The sequence below is a fragment of the Massiliimalia timonensis genome (assembly GCF_900186585.1).
Taxonomy (GTDB): domain Bacteria; phylum Bacillota; class Clostridia; order Oscillospirales; family Ruminococcaceae; genus Massiliimalia; species Massiliimalia timonensis.
This window is the reverse complement of record NZ_FYDD01000002.1, coordinates 263,139-278,080: the sequence shown is the minus strand read 5'-3', so window position 1 is coordinate 278,080 and position 14,942 is coordinate 263,139. Positions and strand designations below refer to the sequence as shown.

Annotated in this window: 16 protein-coding genes and 1 tRNA gene; 6 read left to right on the top strand and 11 right to left on the bottom strand. The window is 46.0% G+C overall.

Annotation, left to right across the window (positions count from 1 at the left end; all coding sequences use genetic code 11):
* The first annotated feature begins 55 nt into the window (after window positions 1-55).
* Window positions 56-1,678, top strand: coding sequence for a recombinase family protein (locus CIB36_RS01390; RefSeq protein ID WP_032511070.1), 1,623 nt, complete (start codon window positions 56-58; stop codon window positions 1,676-1,678).
* Window positions 1,679-1,820: 142 nt separating this feature from the next.
* The gene (locus tag CIB36_RS01385; protein ID WP_093987829.1) at window positions 1,821-2,321 is read left to right on the top strand and encodes a hypothetical protein; all 501 of its coding nucleotides are present in this window, start codon (window positions 1,821-1,823) and stop codon (window positions 2,319-2,321) included.
* Between the two features lie 114 nt (window positions 2,322-2,435).
* Here the strand turns inward: CIB36_RS01385 and CIB36_RS13705 are convergent, their stop codons facing one another.
* A complete protein-coding gene (locus tag CIB36_RS13705) occupies window positions 2,436-2,660 on the bottom strand; it encodes a Lar family restriction alleviation protein (RefSeq protein ID WP_154825188.1) in 225 nt (74 codons plus the stop codon).
* A 198-nt stretch (window positions 2,661-2,858) separates the two neighbouring features.
* Window positions 2,859-3,134, bottom strand: a complete 276-nt coding sequence (locus CIB36_RS01380) for a hypothetical protein (RefSeq protein WP_093987828.1) — start codon at window positions 3,132-3,134, stop codon at window positions 2,859-2,861.
* A 308-nt stretch (window positions 3,135-3,442) separates the two neighbouring features.
* On the opposite strand from CIB36_RS01380, the gene CIB36_RS01375 reads away from it, so the two are divergent.
* From CIB36_RS01375 to CIB36_RS01365, 3 genes are read left to right on the top strand one after another with little or no spacing between them, the layout of a single operon-like run.
* Window positions 3,443-3,658 carry a hypothetical protein gene (locus tag CIB36_RS01375; protein WP_093987827.1) on the top strand — a complete coding sequence of 72 codons (216 nt, stop codon included), beginning with the start codon at window positions 3,443-3,445 and terminating at the stop codon, window positions 3,656-3,658.
* 19 nt (window positions 3,659-3,677) lie between these two features.
* A complete protein-coding gene (locus CIB36_RS01370) occupies window positions 3,678-3,992 on the top strand; it encodes a DUF4258 domain-containing protein (protein WP_093987826.1) in 315 nt (104 codons plus the stop codon).
* Window positions 3,993-3,995: 3 nt separating this feature from the next.
* A complete protein-coding gene (locus tag CIB36_RS01365) occupies window positions 3,996-4,232 on the top strand; it encodes a type II toxin-antitoxin system MqsA family antitoxin (protein WP_093987825.1) in 237 nt (78 codons plus the stop codon).
* Between the two features lie 270 nt (window positions 4,233-4,502).
* Here the strand turns inward: CIB36_RS01365 and CIB36_RS01360 are convergent.
* From CIB36_RS01360 to CIB36_RS01345, 4 genes are all read right to left on the bottom strand, one after another.
* Window positions 4,503-4,577 (bottom strand) — tRNA-Glu (locus CIB36_RS01360).
* Between the two features lie 86 nt (window positions 4,578-4,663).
* Window positions 4,664-5,764, bottom strand: coding sequence for a CPBP family intramembrane glutamic endopeptidase (locus tag CIB36_RS01355; RefSeq protein WP_093987824.1), 1,101 nt, complete (start codon window positions 5,762-5,764; stop codon window positions 4,664-4,666).
* 22 nt (window positions 5,765-5,786) lie between these two features.
* The gene (locus tag CIB36_RS01350) at window positions 5,787-6,719 is read right to left on the bottom strand and encodes an adenylyl-sulfate kinase (RefSeq protein ID WP_158662540.1); all 933 of its coding nucleotides are present in this window, start codon (window positions 6,717-6,719) and stop codon (window positions 5,787-5,789) included.
* Window positions 6,720-6,832: 113 nt separating this feature from the next.
* Window positions 6,833-8,065, bottom strand: a complete 1,233-nt coding sequence (locus CIB36_RS01345) for an LCP family protein (protein ID WP_158662539.1) — start codon at window positions 8,063-8,065, stop codon at window positions 6,833-6,835.
* A gap of 328 nt (window positions 8,066-8,393) precedes the next feature.
* Here CIB36_RS01345 and proS point away from each other — a divergent pair, with 328 nt between their 5' ends.
* Window positions 8,394-9,833 carry a proline--tRNA ligase gene (gene proS, locus CIB36_RS01340; RefSeq protein WP_093987821.1) on the top strand — a complete coding sequence of 480 codons (1,440 nt, stop codon included), beginning with the start codon at window positions 8,394-8,396 and terminating at the stop codon, window positions 9,831-9,833.
* A gap of 60 nt (window positions 9,834-9,893) precedes the next feature.
* On the opposite strand, the gene CIB36_RS01335 is transcribed toward proS, so the two are convergent.
* From CIB36_RS01335 to CIB36_RS01315, 5 genes are all read right to left on the bottom strand, one after another.
* The gene (locus tag CIB36_RS01335; protein ID WP_093987820.1) at window positions 9,894-10,346 is read right to left on the bottom strand and encodes an Lrp/AsnC family transcriptional regulator; all 453 of its coding nucleotides are present in this window, start codon (window positions 10,344-10,346) and stop codon (window positions 9,894-9,896) included.
* Window positions 10,347-10,562: 216 nt separating this feature from the next.
* Window positions 10,563-12,008 (bottom strand): aminoacyl-histidine dipeptidase, encoded by a 1,446-nt coding sequence (locus CIB36_RS01330; RefSeq protein WP_093987819.1) that lies wholly within the window; start codon window positions 12,006-12,008, stop codon window positions 10,563-10,565.
* A 2-nt stretch (window positions 12,009-12,010) separates the two neighbouring features.
* Window positions 12,011-12,382, bottom strand: a complete 372-nt coding sequence (locus tag CIB36_RS01325) for a hypothetical protein (RefSeq protein WP_093987818.1) — start codon at window positions 12,380-12,382, stop codon at window positions 12,011-12,013.
* A gap of 12 nt (window positions 12,383-12,394) precedes the next feature.
* Complete coding sequence (locus CIB36_RS01320) at window positions 12,395-12,730, bottom strand: PqqD family protein (protein WP_093987817.1); 336 nt, start codon at window positions 12,728-12,730, stop codon at window positions 12,395-12,397.
* A gap of 163 nt (window positions 12,731-12,893) precedes the next feature.
* On the bottom strand, window positions 12,894-14,825 hold the full coding sequence (locus CIB36_RS01315) for an OPT family oligopeptide transporter (protein WP_093987816.1): 1,932 nt from the start codon (window positions 14,823-14,825) through the stop codon (window positions 12,894-12,896).
* Between the last annotated feature and the right edge of the window lie 117 nt (window positions 14,826-14,942).

The following is a 14,942-nucleotide window of genomic DNA, read 5'->3' as shown; positions in this document are numbered from 1 at the left end:
TAGAGCAAAAGTATTGTAAGCGTGGGTTGTTTCTTTAGAAGGAGGATTTTTAACGGTGAAACAACCTTACAATACTACGATTTACAACACGGCGCTTTATATGAGATTGAGCCGGGACGATGAAAACTATGGTGACAGCGTAAGCATTGAAACACAGCGGACAATCCTGCAACAGTACGCAAAGGAACAGGGGCTTCATGTAGTCGGTGAGTATGTGGACGATGGCTGGTCGGGGACGAACTTTGAACGCCCGGATTTTCAGCGCATGATGGACGATGTGGAAGCCGGAAAAGTAAACTGCATTGTCACGAAAGACCTTTCCCGTTTCGGGCGGGAACATGTGATGATGGACTACTATCTGGAATTTCTGTTCCCGGAAAAACGGGTGCGCTACATCGCCGTTGCGGAGAATGAGGACACAGAAAAAGGGCTTTCCGATTTTGTCCCATTCAAAAACCTGTTCAATGAATGGTTTGCGAAAGATACGAGCCGCAAGGTAAAGGCCGCTTTCAAAGCGAAGTTTGCCACAGGACAGCGTATCGGCGCCTATGCTCCTATCGGGTACAGGAAACACCCGGAAATCAAAAACAAGCTGATAATCGACGAGGAAACCCGCTGGATAGTGGAGAAGATTTTTGACCTTGCTATTCATGGCAGAGGGGCGGCCAGTATCACAAGAATACTGATTGAGGAAAAGGTTCCTACGCCGGGATTTATCAACTTTCAGCGTGACGGGACTTTTGCAAACATCTATGCGGGTGCGCCGGAGGAAAAAAGCTACGCATGGACGATAGCCCAGGTCAAGAGCATTATGAAAGATGAAACCTATATCGGCCATACCATCCACTACCGGGAAACGAACATTTCCTTTAAGAACAAACGGAGGGTACGCAAGCCCCAAAGTGAATGGGTGCGGGTGGAGAACACGCAGGAGCCGATTATCAGTGAGCAGGTTTTCCGGCAGGTACAGGAGCAGATAGCAAACCGCCGCAGAAAATGCAAGGACGGTACAACACAGATTTTTTCCGGATTGGTAAAATGTGCGGATTGCGGCTGGTCGCTGTCCTATGGGGAGAACAGGCAGAACAGCAAGCCTTACGGCCATTATCATTGTAGCAAGTACGGACAGGGCACACGCCAATGCTCCATGCACTATATCCGCTATGATGTGCTTTACGCCTATGTCCTCTCCCGTCTGCAATACTGGTCGGGGCTGGTACAGCATGATGAAGAACGGCTTTTGAAGCGGCTGTTAAATGCCACTGATAAGGGACAGGCCGCCGCAAGAAAGAAGCAGGCCGCCGAACTGAAAAAGGCAGAGAAGCGGAAAGCCGAAGTCGATACCCTGTTTGCCCGGATGTATGAGGACTGGGCGGCGGGGTGTATCACGGAATACAACTTCTCTATGTTGTCCGGGAAGTACCAAAGCGAACAGGCTGAACTGGACACAAAGATTGAACAGCTTCAATCCGCTATCGCCACTGAAAGCCAGAACGCCGCAGACGCAGAAAAATGGATTGCCTTGATGAAAGAGTGCGTCAATCCAACAGAACTGACCGCCGAACTTTTGAATACGCTGATTGAAAAAATCGTTGTCCATGAAGCGGTCAAAGGTGAGGACGGAAGCCGGGAACAGGAGGTAGAAATCTTCTACCGCTTTATCGGCAAAATTGATTGAATGATACCAATATCTTTAACTATGTGATACCGGGGTAAAAATATCTGAAAAAGTTGAACTATTAGAAAAAAATTGGGGTGTCTATCCAGAACAAAGCCCGTTTTATACACATCTATGTGTTGGGGAACTCACCTTTCAAGATATGGCGAACAATTCTGAATACCATACGTTTTTAAATTATGTTCAAAAATTTGTACGCTATTACTTAAAGTTAGCTTATATCTGCAATTTGAAAAGCGGGCTGATCGGAGAATCCCCGGTTATGGAAAAACAAATCAATTCCGTATTGATAAACAGTCCCGCCTATCGAAATTTTCAAAAGATTTTTCCAACATTAGAAAGAAATATATTGACTTCTGCAAGACCGTACCGAATCGGAAGTTTATATGATAAAATCAGGGCTTTTGACCTGCAAACGAATATTGACGTTTTTGCATATATCCTTATCGGTTATCAGGATGGAATCCGTCTTAATCTGGAGATAGATCAATATGCAGTCAACGGAAAGAACATAAAGCAACTAGAAAGCCATTGCAAAAACAAAGCAATCCATACAAAGCAATCGGCTTTTTCCGGGTTTATCCTCCCTATGATCGACACGTTGAAATGGAATATTACAGAAAATAAGCCCCCTATCAAATAAAAAAACAGGCTACCGGGGAGACCGGAGAGTGAAGTACAATTTTACCCGGCAAAGGCTTATAGGGTGGTGTGGATACGGAAAAGCATGAAAGTGCGCATAAAAAAAGAACAAGCCTTAGCCGCTTGTCCTCGTTTGCCACAATGAAACAGCGTAATTTTTCGCCGCCATTACGGTGATTTCCTCATTGTTGAGTAAATTTATCCCAGTAGAAATTAAATTTGTGCTGCAATGACATTTAGTGCAGGTAACACGGTATCCGTCACGACCATACACGTTTACCTTTTTCAACTCTGCTTGTCCTCCACAGAAAGGACAGGAAAATAATTTGTTGGCTTTCATATTTCAACGTTTCCCCTTGACATTATGCCGCTTTTGATTTATGCTTATGGTGTTGTATATTTCTTTGAGTTCCGTTACGGTGTTGGTGCACTGTGCGGAACTTTTCTTTTATCCAGTCATATCCACGGTTCAAGCCCGCAGACAGCAGGAGCACCGCCGGGAATACCAGACAGAGAATAAATAAGCCTAGCATATGATTTACACCTCCGTCACACTGAATCTACGGGTGGCAGACGGCTTTTTGAACTGCTCATATAGATCGGTATAGGCTTTCTTAAAGGCGGCTGTATTGAACCTGTTGGACGTTGTGAAAGTCCAGCGCACAAGGTAGTTGCCTGCCCTCAATTCTTCCATGTCCTGCATGTCTGCTTGAATCTCAGCCTTTATTTTCCCGATCTGCTTTTCAAGGCTGTCCTTTTGGCTTTCCAGTTCCCGGAGTTTCTTTACCCGGTTGATGATTTGCTTTTCGCTCATTTTGATTTCTCCTTTCTTAATCGGTTAACAACTACGGCGGCGGGTGGCTTTAAGTTTATCAACTCATCTCAGCAGTCTTTCTTATCCGTTCCCGTTCTTACGTCCTGTCTCACCCTTTCGGGCTTTAAGTGTTCGCCTTGTCGTTCCCTTGACTGTGATTATATTATAACACTTGTGTAAGTGTATTTCTATTGACATAATAGCCAAACTTGTACTTGTGTAATTGTATATATTTACACTTGTGTAACATGATGTTTTATGTTATGATATACTTGTAAAAATGTACTTTTAAGAAATGGGGGACAATAATGGCATTAAGTGAAGCACGAAAAAGAGCAAATAAAAAATGGAATGACGAAAATCAAAAGAAAATATATGATCGGGTTCAATTAGTGTTTAAAAAAGGCACAAAAGATACCATCAAAGCCCATGCAGAAGAACAGGGAGAGAGCCTAAACGGATATATCAAAAAGGCTGTAGCTGATCGGTACAAGGGCGATACTGGAAACGATATTGAATTATAGAAAAGGTGTGGGATAAAGCATGATAAAACCGGAAGAGTTGCGAAAACTATGCACAGATGATACAATATATCTGACACAGCATTATCTATTAAGAATGCGGGAACGTGGAATCAAGTATCAGGATATAAAAACGGTATTGCTTAATGGTGATATTATCGAACAGTATGAAGATGATACACCTTTCCCAAGTTGCCTAGTGATGGGGTTAACAATATCAGGAAAATTTCTGCATGTAGTTTGCGGGATTGGCAACGGCTTGATTCACGTCATTACTGCATACTATCCAAGTTTAGATAAATTTGAAGATGATTATAAAACTAGAAAGGGGCGTTAAGTTATGAAAACATGCTTTTTATGCAAAGGTGATATGATCGAGGGGAAAACGTTGCATGTGGTAGAACTGCAAAACGGTTGTATCATAGTAGTTAAAAATGTTCCGTGTTTAAAATGTTCACAGTGTGGAGAAACATGGATAAGCGGAACAGTAACCGAACGCCTTGAACAGATTATTGATACAATCGAAAATACTTTGACGGAAATTGCCGTTGTAGACTACGAAACGAGGGTAGCATAACCGAACAAAGAGCGAACAAAGAAAAAGCCCGGCAGAGTGTTGAAACTCTACCGGGTTGTTTTTATATGCCGACCTGCTCTAGACATATTACAAAATACGAGAAAATCCGAACAAAAAAAGAATTGAAAACAGAATTTTTACCTCGCCAAAACCTCACCATAAACACCGAAAAAATGCACAATAAACACCAAATAAACACCAAAATTAAAACCTTAGAAAAACAAAAAGCCCGCAAACCCCTTTACCAAAGGATTTACAGGCTTCTAATATTGGCACTCCGTACGGGGGTCGAACCCGTGCTTCAAGAATGAGAATCTTGCGTGTTAACCACTTCACTAACGGAGCAACTAAACTGTTATTTATTATAACTCGTCTTTTTTAAAATGTCAAGATAGGCGGCTCCTTTTTTGGAGCGCCTATCTTGATACTGACTATATTCCGGGAAAAATTCCTAAGAGCATAAACAAAATCATAAAAATCAAAAAGGCCAGCACCCAGCCGCAACGCCAAAAGCGCGCTCCCGCTTTGGGAATCGAGATGATATTATCCCCTTGAGCGCTGATTGGGTTATCGCTGACAAAATGAATTTTTTTACGCAGTACAATCAGAATGACGATGGTCGCAATCAAGCACCCGATAAAAAACAGGGAAGAAAAAACAGCAATCGCTTGATGCAAAGCGGCGGAACCAAACTGGAAACCGATCTCCGTCAGTACAGAAAAGCTGTTGTTCAGGATATGCAAGCCGATCGTCAAACGGATCGAACCTGTTTTTATCGTAAGATAACTAAACAGTAAACCGACCAGCAACGCAACGCCAAACTGTCCAAAGTTCCCGTGCATCAATCCAAACATGACCGAGGTAGAAACTGCCGCAAAAACTGTACCATACCGGGTCAGGGAGCGAAGCAACACGCCACGGAACAAAAGCTCCTCTGTAACTGGTCCTAATAAGCACAGCAAAAGAATATAAGCGGTCATCCCGATCGCAGAATCTGTGGGAAGGGACATGTTGGTATTTGGGGCATTTAACCCGACTATCCTTAGTAGGGCGTTAAACAGGTTGTAAAACAGCCCGCCTAGAAAATTCAGTCCAAACATGACAACAATAGAAACGAGAGCCAGCGAAACCGTGGTTTTCCCCTTGCAAAACAGCCCGGATATCCGCAGCCCTGTTTTTCGGGAACAATACCAAACAGGAAGCAGGTTGGATAGCACCATGATAAACAAGGTAGGCACATAAAGCAACCCGCCGATGAACATCGGGTCCTGAGACATTTTCCACATTACCAGATTGTACATTTCTTCAAATGAAGTGTAATCGACCACACTGAGATACTCCATTACTTCCGGGATGATCCGCACCATAATGTACACAAATTCAAAGACAAAGGTAAGCGCAAACTGTAAAAGCAGATTCAGCCAAAGTGCTTTGGCCACAGAATTACAGTTTTTGCGAAAGAAAAACAGCTTTTTTTCTTCCAGCGGGTTCTGATGATATACCGGGGGAACCACTTGATAATTTTGATTCATTCTTTTCAATCCTTTCCCTTTTCTAAGAGATAAACTCTGTCAGCAGGCTATCTCTTGGGATCCACGATGGGCTTAATGGTTCAAACCGCTGCTCTGCCAGCAGCAATCTGCGGATCAGCCCCCCATACTTCGGATGCTCCACAAAAGAAGCCAAACTGTCAACAGCCGTTTTCGCATATACAAATGGCTCGTAGCTATGCGCCGAGTTCAAATGATAATCCGCATAACACCGGAACGGCTTGATATATTCTTCTTCTCCCCGCACAACATATTCCCACATGGAAAGGGTTTCTACCGGGCCGGTGTCACGGTGTACCTGATCCCGCAGAATCCGGCGCAGCAACCGCAGGGAACGGGCGTCTAGGATCACCTCGCCGGACTCGGAAACAAAATCGCTGTGTACGCTGACATAGACCCGCATGATTTTCTCCGGCGCAAACTGACGACTCAACAAGGGATTCAGCGCATGGATCCCCTCAAAAATAATGTAAGTGTCCTCTTTCATCACCACCGGGAATGTTTCCTCACTGCGTCTGCCCTTTACAAAGTCAAAAATCGGAAACTGTGCAGCCCCTTCCCGCATCAGGCGTTCCATCAACGCATTGAAATGCTCTAAATCCAAAGCGTCAATACTTTCATAATTCACATAACCGTCATTCCACAGCGGCAGCTCCTCTTCCTGCTTGTAGAAGTTATCCAGCGAGATCCGGTACACGCTTTTCCCAAAGGAAATCAGCTTCTGCTGAAGAAGCTTGGCTGTCGTGGTCTTACCGGATGAGGAAGGCCCTGTCAGCAGAATGATCCGGTCATCGCTTTGCAGAATGGTTTTTGCCAGATCTAAAATCTTGCTTTGATAGGAGCATTCCGCAGCGTCCACCAACATTTTAGGACTGCGCCGCACCGTTTCTGCCAATGGTTCCACCAAGATCCGGTCCATTTTGCTGCAATATTTCATAGATTCCCTCCTCATATGGAATAGAAGCCCTGTCTTTTACAGATACAGCAAATCCATAAGAAACAGAGCTTTTCTATCTTATTCATAATAAATGTTCAAATATACCAAAAATGTTACGCCGCAGCGGCACTGCTGGAGGAGACATCCGTATCCGGCGCATATTGCTGCTCAAAAGTCAGGTCGTCGTAAACAAATTTATGAATCATCTCAGCCGCCTGCTCCAGATCATAGACATAATACCAAACACCATCCTGTTTTACAGTATTCTGTCCGCTTTGGCTGATATCAATATATTCGTTCGGAAATGCCGCCAGTTCCAACTGCAGGTCATCTGCCAGCATGATGGTGGAAAGCTTTAAAATCTTCGCGTAATCCAACGAGGTTTCGCACATTGGTAAAAGTTCCTTCGCAAATCCCGGGTACTTGGAAAAATCCATTTCAACTGCGGTTTTAAACAATTCCGTCAATACCTCGCGCTGGCGTTCTGTCCGCGCATCGTCAGTGCCAAGATAGCGGATCCTAGAGAACGACACCGCCTGCGCGCCGTTCATGTGGACCGTTGTGTCTGCCAGGCTTGTGTCGATCATATTCGATTCATCACCGGTCGTTTCCATCACCAGCTTGTTGATGTGCTTGATCTCTCCTGCACTGACTTCAATATCCACGCCGCCGGCAGCGTCAATAATTTCCGCTAGCTGATAGAAGTTTACGCTGACATAGTCCTTAATATCCGTATGGAAGGTCTGATTAAAGGTTTTGATCGCCAGCTCCGGACCGCCGTACATATAAGCATGGTTGATCTTTGTTTGGCCGTATCCATCAATGTTGACCAAAGTATCCCTTGGGATAGAAACGATCTTGATCTTATCGTGCTTATTATCCAGCGTCAGCATCATCAGTGCGTCAGACCGCCCCTTTACCTTCGTTTTGCTTCGGGTATCTACGCCGCACAACAGAATATTCGTGATGCTGTCATCCCGTTCGATCGAGCTGTCGATCCCAAGGTCCGCGTCCTCTCCGATCGGTTTGATCTTTAATCCGCCGAAATAGTATTGGAACAGGAAGAAAATAATCAGCGCCAAGGCAACGATCACAGTGCCAAGGGCGATCAGCACCTTTTTCCCTCTGCTCATCCTCTTTTTTCCGCGCCGGCCGTTCCGCGTCGCGGCACTTCCTCTTGCCGAAGACGGCCTGCGTGCGGCCGAAGAACGGCTTGATGCGGCAGAACGCCTGCTCCGGGAAACAGAAGAGGAGCGTCTCCCATTTTTATCGTACTCCGCTACTACCGAAGAGCCTCTTACGACCCGTTTTCCGCCAGAACCGGAAGAACGTCTTTTATCCTGCATGTGAAAACACATCCTAACTTTTTTCAATCTTCAGTCAAACCCATTACACCATGACTTATGTAAGCAGTATGTAAACAGATTTCTTTCATTATAGCACCGTGGAAGCAGAAATTCAATGTCCAGTCTGTAAATAACCAATGAATCGACTTCATTTTAATGGTGTAATCTGTCAATTTTTGATACATATTGTTTTTTTATAAAAAAATATACTATTGGTAAAATGTTTTTCGTATTTATGGTTGAAATTGCATTGCAATTTATTTGGAAAAATGATAAAATAATCTGTAATTGTAATGATTTTAACACTTAAAGGATTGGTGAAAATAAAATGGCAAAACAAAAAAAAATGGTGGAAGCCATTACTTCTATGGATGAAGATTTCGCAAAGTGGTATACCGACGTTGTAAAAAAAGCAGAGTTGACCGATTATTCCGGTGTGAAGGGCTGTATGGTCATCCGTCCGTACGGATATGCGATTTGGGAAAATATCCAGAAAGATTTGGATGCCCGCTTTAAAAAGACCGGCCACGAAAACGTATATATGCCGATGCTTATTCCAGAAAACCTGCTTCAGAAGGAGAAAGACCATGTAGAAGGCTTTGCGCCGGAAGTTGCATGGGTCACTCAAGGCGGCCAGGAAAAGCTGGCTGAACGGCTTTGTATCCGCCCTACCTCCGAGGTATTATTCTGTGAGCATTATCAAAAGATCATCAATTCTTACCGGGACCTTCCTAAGCTCTATAACCAATGGTGCTCTGTCATGCGTTGGGAAAAAACCACCCGCCCATTTTTGCGTTCCTCTGAATTTTTGTGGCAGGAGGGTCATACCATGCACGAAACAGAGGAAGAAGCCAGGCAGGAAACCATGCAGCAGTTGATGACATACGCTGACTTTTACCGGGAAACGCTTGCGATCCCTGCGGTGATCGGCCGCAAAACAGAAAAGGAAAAATTTGCGGGCGCAAGGGAAACCTACACCATTGAACCAATGATGCACAACGGTGTTGCCCTGCAGGGCGGTACCTCCCATTATTTTGGGGATGGCTTTGCCAAAAGTTTCGGCATCACCTTTACTGGCAGGGACAACACCCTCCAGTACCCGCATCAGACCTCTTGGGGCGTTTCTACTCGGATGATCGGCGCGATCATCATGGTGCACGGAGATGATAACGGGCTGGTTCTTCCGCCGAAAGTGGCGCCGATCCAAGTGGCGATCGTCCCGATCGCCATGCACAAGGAAGGCGTTTTGGAAAAAGCAAAAGAGCTTGCCGACAAACTGTCTGATACCTTCCGGGTAAAGCTGGATGATTCCGACAATTCCCCCGGCTGGAAATTCAGCGAGTATGAAATGAAAGGCGTGCCGCTCCGCTTAGAGATCGGCCCGAAAGACATCGAGCAAAACCAGTGCGTACTGGTCCGCCGCGACAACCGGGAAAAGACCTTTGTTTCCTTGGATAACCTGACGGAAGAGATTCCAAAGCTTCTTCAAGCTGTCCATGACGGACTGTATGAAAAAGCACTGGCAAATTTAAAGGAAAAAACTTACACCGCGCATGACTACACAGAATTTTTAGATATCGCTGCAAACAAGCCCGGCTTCATCAAAGCAATGTGGTGCGGTGATGTGGAATGTGAAAACAAAATCAAGGAAGAAACCGGCGGTGTAAAATCCCGCTGTATCCCATTTGAAGAAGAACACATTTCCGATGTCTGCGTCTGCTGCGGGAAGCCTGCCAAGCACCAGGTTTATTGGGGAAAACAATATTAAGTAGAAAAACAGCCAAAAAAGCCTCTGCCGTATGGCAGAGGCTTTTGATATCCATCTCGCTCAATGAGCCGGTTCCATTGCTTCCAATTGAATACTGCGGCTTTCCACCGGAGTAGAAAACACGATCTGTGTTTCTGTATTCCCGTAGGTTTGCAGCTGACCGACAAAGGTATCTAGTTCCTGCGTACTCGGAAAAGCTACCTTGATCAGCATGGAATACCGCCCTGTGATACAGTTGCATTCCAGCACATTGGGACATGCTGCAATAAAAGGATAAAAAGATTGCTTTTGCTGAGGCTGTACCTCTAAATTGATAAATGCGGTAATGGGGTACCCCAATTTCAAATAATCCACCTTAGCAGTATATCCTTGGATCACACCTTCCCGCTCCAGCTTCTCAATGCGGGAAGCAACAGCCGGTGAAGACAAAAATACCTTTTGCGCAAGTTGATTGAGCGGTTTTCTGGCATTCTCTGTCAGTAAACGAAGTAATTCTTTGTCAATCTTATCCATGAACACCCGCTCCTTTCCAGTTTTTTGATATTTATATTATACCTCTGTAAAATTCGTATGACAAGATTTTACAAAGTAAAATACTTCGCTTCTGTAGAAATTATCCTTATTGAACGAAAAAACCACCTTTAAACTGTTTGATTTGCTTACGCTTTCTAAAATAAGCTGTTCCTGATTTAAAAAAGCCGCCGGCCAAAGGGCCGCGGCTTTTTTAAATCAAAAGTCTTTTAACCGTTTAAGGGTTTCCACTACCAAATCCCATGTACGGGCAGTTGATGAAATGCTCAGCCGTTCCTTACTCGTGTGGACATTCATCATATCCGGCCCCAAAGAAATGCAGTCCAGACCCTCCACCTTTCCGGAGAAGATCCCGCACTCCAACCCGGCATGGATCGCCTGAATTTCGGGCTCCTTTCCATAAAGGTCGCGATAGGTCTGCATCATGATCTCGCGCAGGCGGGAATCCTTTTTAAATTCCCACGCCGGATAATCTCCAAACAGTTCTACTGTTCCGCCAAGCAGTTCGGCAATGCTTTCCAGACGTTCCAAAACCGCCTGTTTTGCCGAACTGACTGAGCTGCGGACCGCAAAGCTCAGGAAAAGCCCCTGCTGGGTCAGTTCCAAAATTCCTAAATTTAAAGAAGTTTCTACCAAACCGACAAGATCCATGCTCATCGCCTGAACGCCGTTTGGAACATTCGTAAGCAAGCTGACCGCCCGTTTGGTGCTGTCTGCATTCAGCGCGCAGGACCCTGTTTCCAGCACAGCGGCGTGCACGCTCACATTCGGGTCACTGGTCCGGTATTCGTGCCGAAGGACCTGTTCATATTCCTGGACAGCCTGCTGAACAGCCTCCACATCGTCTGTCATGATGACCGCGCGGCAGCTTAGTGGAATCGCATTGTCTTTCAGCCCGCCTTTTAGTTCAGCCAAACGGAAATCCACCTGTTTCATGTGATTGAGCAGCCGCCCCATCAGCATGTTGGCATTTCCGCGTCCTTTGTCTATCTCAATCCCAGAGTGTCCGCCCTGCAGCCCGTCAATCGTGATCTCTACCGGGGTTTTCCCTGTTTCCTCATACGCAACCGGCAGGTTAATGCTTGCGGTCACCCCGCCTGCGCAGCTTGTCAGAAAGATCCCCTCTTCTTCGGAATCCATATTGATCAGAAGCTTTGCCTGAAGCGGAGAAAGGTCGATCGCCGCGGCGCCCAGCATCCCGATTTCTTCATCGGTCGTAAAAACTGCTTCGATCCTTGGATGCGAAAGGTCATTTGAAGCTAAGACTGCCAGCATACAAGCCACCGCAATCCCGTCATCCCCGCCAAGGGTCGTGCCTTTTGCATAAATATAGTCTCCGTCAATCGCTATGTCCAGCGGTGTCTTTGCCATATCCAGATCTGTCAAAGCCATATCCTTTTCGCAGACCATATCCAAGTGTCCCTGAAGCATGACAGCCGGTGCTTTCTCATACCCTGCGGTCGCCGGTTTTATAATGATCACGTTGTAAGCGTCATCCTGCATCCATTCCAGCCCATGCTCCTTCGCAAAGGAAACACAGTAATCGCTGACGGCCTTTACATTCCGTGAACCGTGCGGGATGCCGCACAGATCCTCAAAATAAGAAAATACAGATTTTGGTTTTAAATGCTCCAAAACTCTCATCGTTAACGCTCCTTTTTATGACGCTGAGCAGCGCGGTAGGCTTTCTTTCCGTCAGATACAGTTTCTTCAAGAAAGCCGCGGCCGGTCATGCGTTCTACCAGCTGCAAGCAAAACTCATGCGGTTTTGTTACCACAGCTTTATTTTTACTATGGAATTCCCCGGCACGAATATCCCGCACAAGCTCTTCCATCTCTTTTATTGTAATGGTATCATGTTTTTTCAGATAGTGCAAGACTTTGTCCGAACCCTTTTGATACAGCATCCGCAACAGGTTCTGCTGCTGTTCCATCGACTTTTTAACGCCCCATGCATATAATCCGGCCGTGATCACTGCTACTATCAAGATCCATAAAACGATCTGCCACCATTCCATACTTCCGCCTCCTTATGAAAACAAGACAAAACGGTTGTTTTGCAGGATCCGGAAATATTTCACCAAGCGCTCAATCAAAGGCTCCGCTTCCGCCCCAAATTTTTCAGATACCAACTGCGCGATCTCATAGACAGTACGCTGTCCATTGATCTGCTGCCAAATAAAGCTGCCAAACCGCTCCATTGAAACACGGCTGACCCGCGGCTTTTTCAGCAGCTTCTGCGCCAGCCAGTTATATGGACCCTTATGCTCTACCAATAAAACGACCATGCCTTCCCCGTCAATTTCCCAAGAGTAAGCGGGGTTTTGCCGCGGAACCATATCCAAGTAATTTTTTTTCGATTTCATCTGTTCCTCCAAAACGAAATAATTTAGGCTGTATAAAATTTATACAGCCTAAATCCATGTCGCACTTATTGTTATTATTTTCCGTTCAGGCTTTTCTATCACTGTTTTCACCCATTTTTAGGGTGTTTTTTTCTGCCCTTTTTTCAGAACGAAAAAGTATACCTTATCTGTCTTTTTTAGATTTTTTCGTAGCGAACACAAAAATGGTCGCCAACAAAATCGCAAAGAACACCAAGCCGCCGATATTGCCCAAGTCGATCCCGTAGTTGGTCAGGTTGATGAGATCCCCCAAGCTTTTTTCGTTGGATAACGGGATCACCGCGAAAACAGCCAGCAAAATCCCGATCAAGCCTTCCCCGGCGATCATACCGGAGCAATACAACACACCGTTGTCCACTGTAGTTTTCCGTTTTTCTTCGCTCCACTTCTTTCTCTTTTCAAAGAAAGTACGGACCAAAGCGCCAACCATGATCGGAACACTCAGATAGATCGGAAGATACAAACCAACCGCAAACGGAAGGACCGGGATGCCTAGGATCTCCACTACGACCGCGATCGCGATCCCCACAAAGATGAGGTTCCACGGCAGGTTTCCGCCCATAACGCCCTCGGTGACCATCTTCATTAAGGTCGCCTGTGCCGCCGGAAGTTCGGTAGAACCGTATTCCCAAGCCGCGTTGAGCAAGAACAAGATCCCGCCGATCGCCAATGCGGAAACAAGCGCGCCCAGCAATTCACCATACTGCTGCTTCATCGGAGTTGCCCCAACCAGATACCCTGTTTTCAGGTCCTGAGAAGTATCCCCAGCCATTGCCGCAACAATACAGATGATAGAACCGATCGCGATCGCCGCAACCATTCCACCAGGGCCGTCGTTCCCTGTTACCTTTAATAAAATCGTTGAGATCAGCATGGTTGCGATCGCCATTCCGGAAACAGGGTTATTGCTGGAACCGATCAAGCCAACCATTCTGGAGGAAACTGTTGCAAAGAAAAAACCAAACACAATAACGATCAGCCCGCCGAAGAAATTGAGCGGGATCGCCGGTACCAGCCACATGATCAATGCCACAACTACAATGCCAACCAGCAAGATCTTCATGGACATATCGCGGTTAGTACGCTCTACGGTTACTGTTTTATCGGATTTTTTGAACCCCTTTACTGCCTGCGCAAAAGTGCGGACAATCAGCGGGCCGGATTTGATCAAGCTGATGATACCCCCGGCAGCAACAGCGCCCGCCCCGATATAACGGATAAAGGTGCCCCACAGGTTAGATACCCCGCCCTCGGCAACCAGTTCATTCACAGTTACCGTAGCCGGGAAAATGATGGTATCGCCGCCAAACAGCATGATCAAAGGCATGATGACAAACCATGCGATCACGCCGCCGGCCAGCATGTAGGAAGCGATCTTCCTTCCGCAGATATAGCCGACGCCTGCCAACGCGGGAAGCACGTCCATCCCGATCCCGCTTCCCGGATATGCAGAGATGTCCCATGTCACTTCGGATTTAAAGAGCTTTAATCCATCCGCGATGAATTTATAAAGCGCAGCGATCCCCAAACCGGCAAATACGATCTTGGATTTCTCGCCGCCTTCTTCCCCAGCCATCAAAACCTCCGCACAAGCAGAGCCTTCCGGATAAGGAAGCGTTCCGTGTTCTTCCACGATCAGAGCACGTCTGAGTGGCACCATGAACAGTACGCCCAGAATACCGCCGCAAAGAGCGATCAGGGCGATCTCCAAGAAAGACGGCACGGAATCAATGGTTCCATCAGAAGCCCACATAAACAAAGCAGGCATGGTGAAAATAGCGCCCGCCGCAAGGGACTCACCCGCAGAACCGATCGTCTGCACCATATTGTTTTCCAGGATAGATTCTCTTTTTAACAGCACGCGGATAATCCCCATAGAAATAACCGCGGCAGGAATTGAAGCAGAAACGGTCATGCCGACCTTCAATCCCAGGTACGCATTTGCGCCGCCAAACAAAACCGCCAGCAAGACACCGATTATAATAGAAGTTGCAGTGAACTCAGGCATTACTTTATCAGCGGGAACAAATGGCTTAAAATCTTGATTTTTTTGCATCAAAGCTTCCACCTTTCCTTATGTCTGTTTAACTATTATACCGCATCTTTCTGTTGTCTACAAGACAAACGTAAATAAAGTGTAAAATTTTGTACCATATTGTATAATCGTTTTCTT

Coding starts and splice junctions, on each gene's coding strand:
- CIB36_RS01335 (WP_093987820.1), bottom strand. CDS start 10,346: ATGGATAAGATTGACAAAGAATTACTTCGTTTACTGACAGAGAATGCC.
- CIB36_RS01325 (WP_093987818.1), bottom strand. CDS start 12,382: ATGGAATGGTGGCAGATCGTTTTATGGATCTTGATAGTAGCAGTGATC.
- CIB36_RS01385 (WP_093987829.1), top strand. CDS start 1,821: ATGGCGAACAATTCTGAATACCATACGTTTTTAAATTATGTTCAAAAA.
- CIB36_RS01350 (WP_158662540.1), bottom strand. CDS start 6,719: ATGAAATATTGCAGCAAAATGGACCGGATCTTGGTGGAACCATTGGCA.
- CIB36_RS01330 (WP_093987819.1), bottom strand. CDS start 12,008: ATGAGAGTTTTGGAGCATTTAAAACCAAAATCTGTATTTTCTTATTTT.
- CIB36_RS01320 (WP_093987817.1), bottom strand. CDS start 12,730: ATGAAATCGAAAAAAAATTACTTGGATATGGTTCCGCGGCAAAACCCC.
- CIB36_RS01380 (WP_093987828.1), bottom strand. CDS start 3,134: ATGAGCGAAAAGCAAATCATCAACCGGGTAAAGAAACTCCGGGAACTG.
- proS (WP_093987821.1), top strand. CDS start 8,394: ATGGCAAAACAAAAAAAAATGGTGGAAGCCATTACTTCTATGGATGAA.
- CIB36_RS01315 (WP_093987816.1), bottom strand. CDS start 14,825: ATGCAAAAAAATCAAGATTTTAAGCCATTTGTTCCCGCTGATAAAGTA.
- CIB36_RS01355 (WP_093987824.1), bottom strand. CDS start 5,764: ATGAATCAAAATTATCAAGTGGTTCCCCCGGTATATCATCAGAACCCG.
- CIB36_RS01375 (WP_093987827.1), top strand. CDS start 3,443: ATGGCATTAAGTGAAGCACGAAAAAGAGCAAATAAAAAATGGAATGAC.
- CIB36_RS01370 (WP_093987826.1), top strand. CDS start 3,678: ATGATAAAACCGGAAGAGTTGCGAAAACTATGCACAGATGATACAATA.
- CIB36_RS01345 (WP_158662539.1), bottom strand. CDS start 8,065: ATGCAGGATAAAAGACGTTCTTCCGGTTCTGGCGGAAAACGGGTCGTA.
- CIB36_RS13705 (WP_154825188.1), bottom strand. CDS start 2,660: ATGAAAGCCAACAAATTATTTTCCTGTCCTTTCTGTGGAGGACAAGCA.
- CIB36_RS01365 (WP_093987825.1), top strand. CDS start 3,996: ATGAAAACATGCTTTTTATGCAAAGGTGATATGATCGAGGGGAAAACG.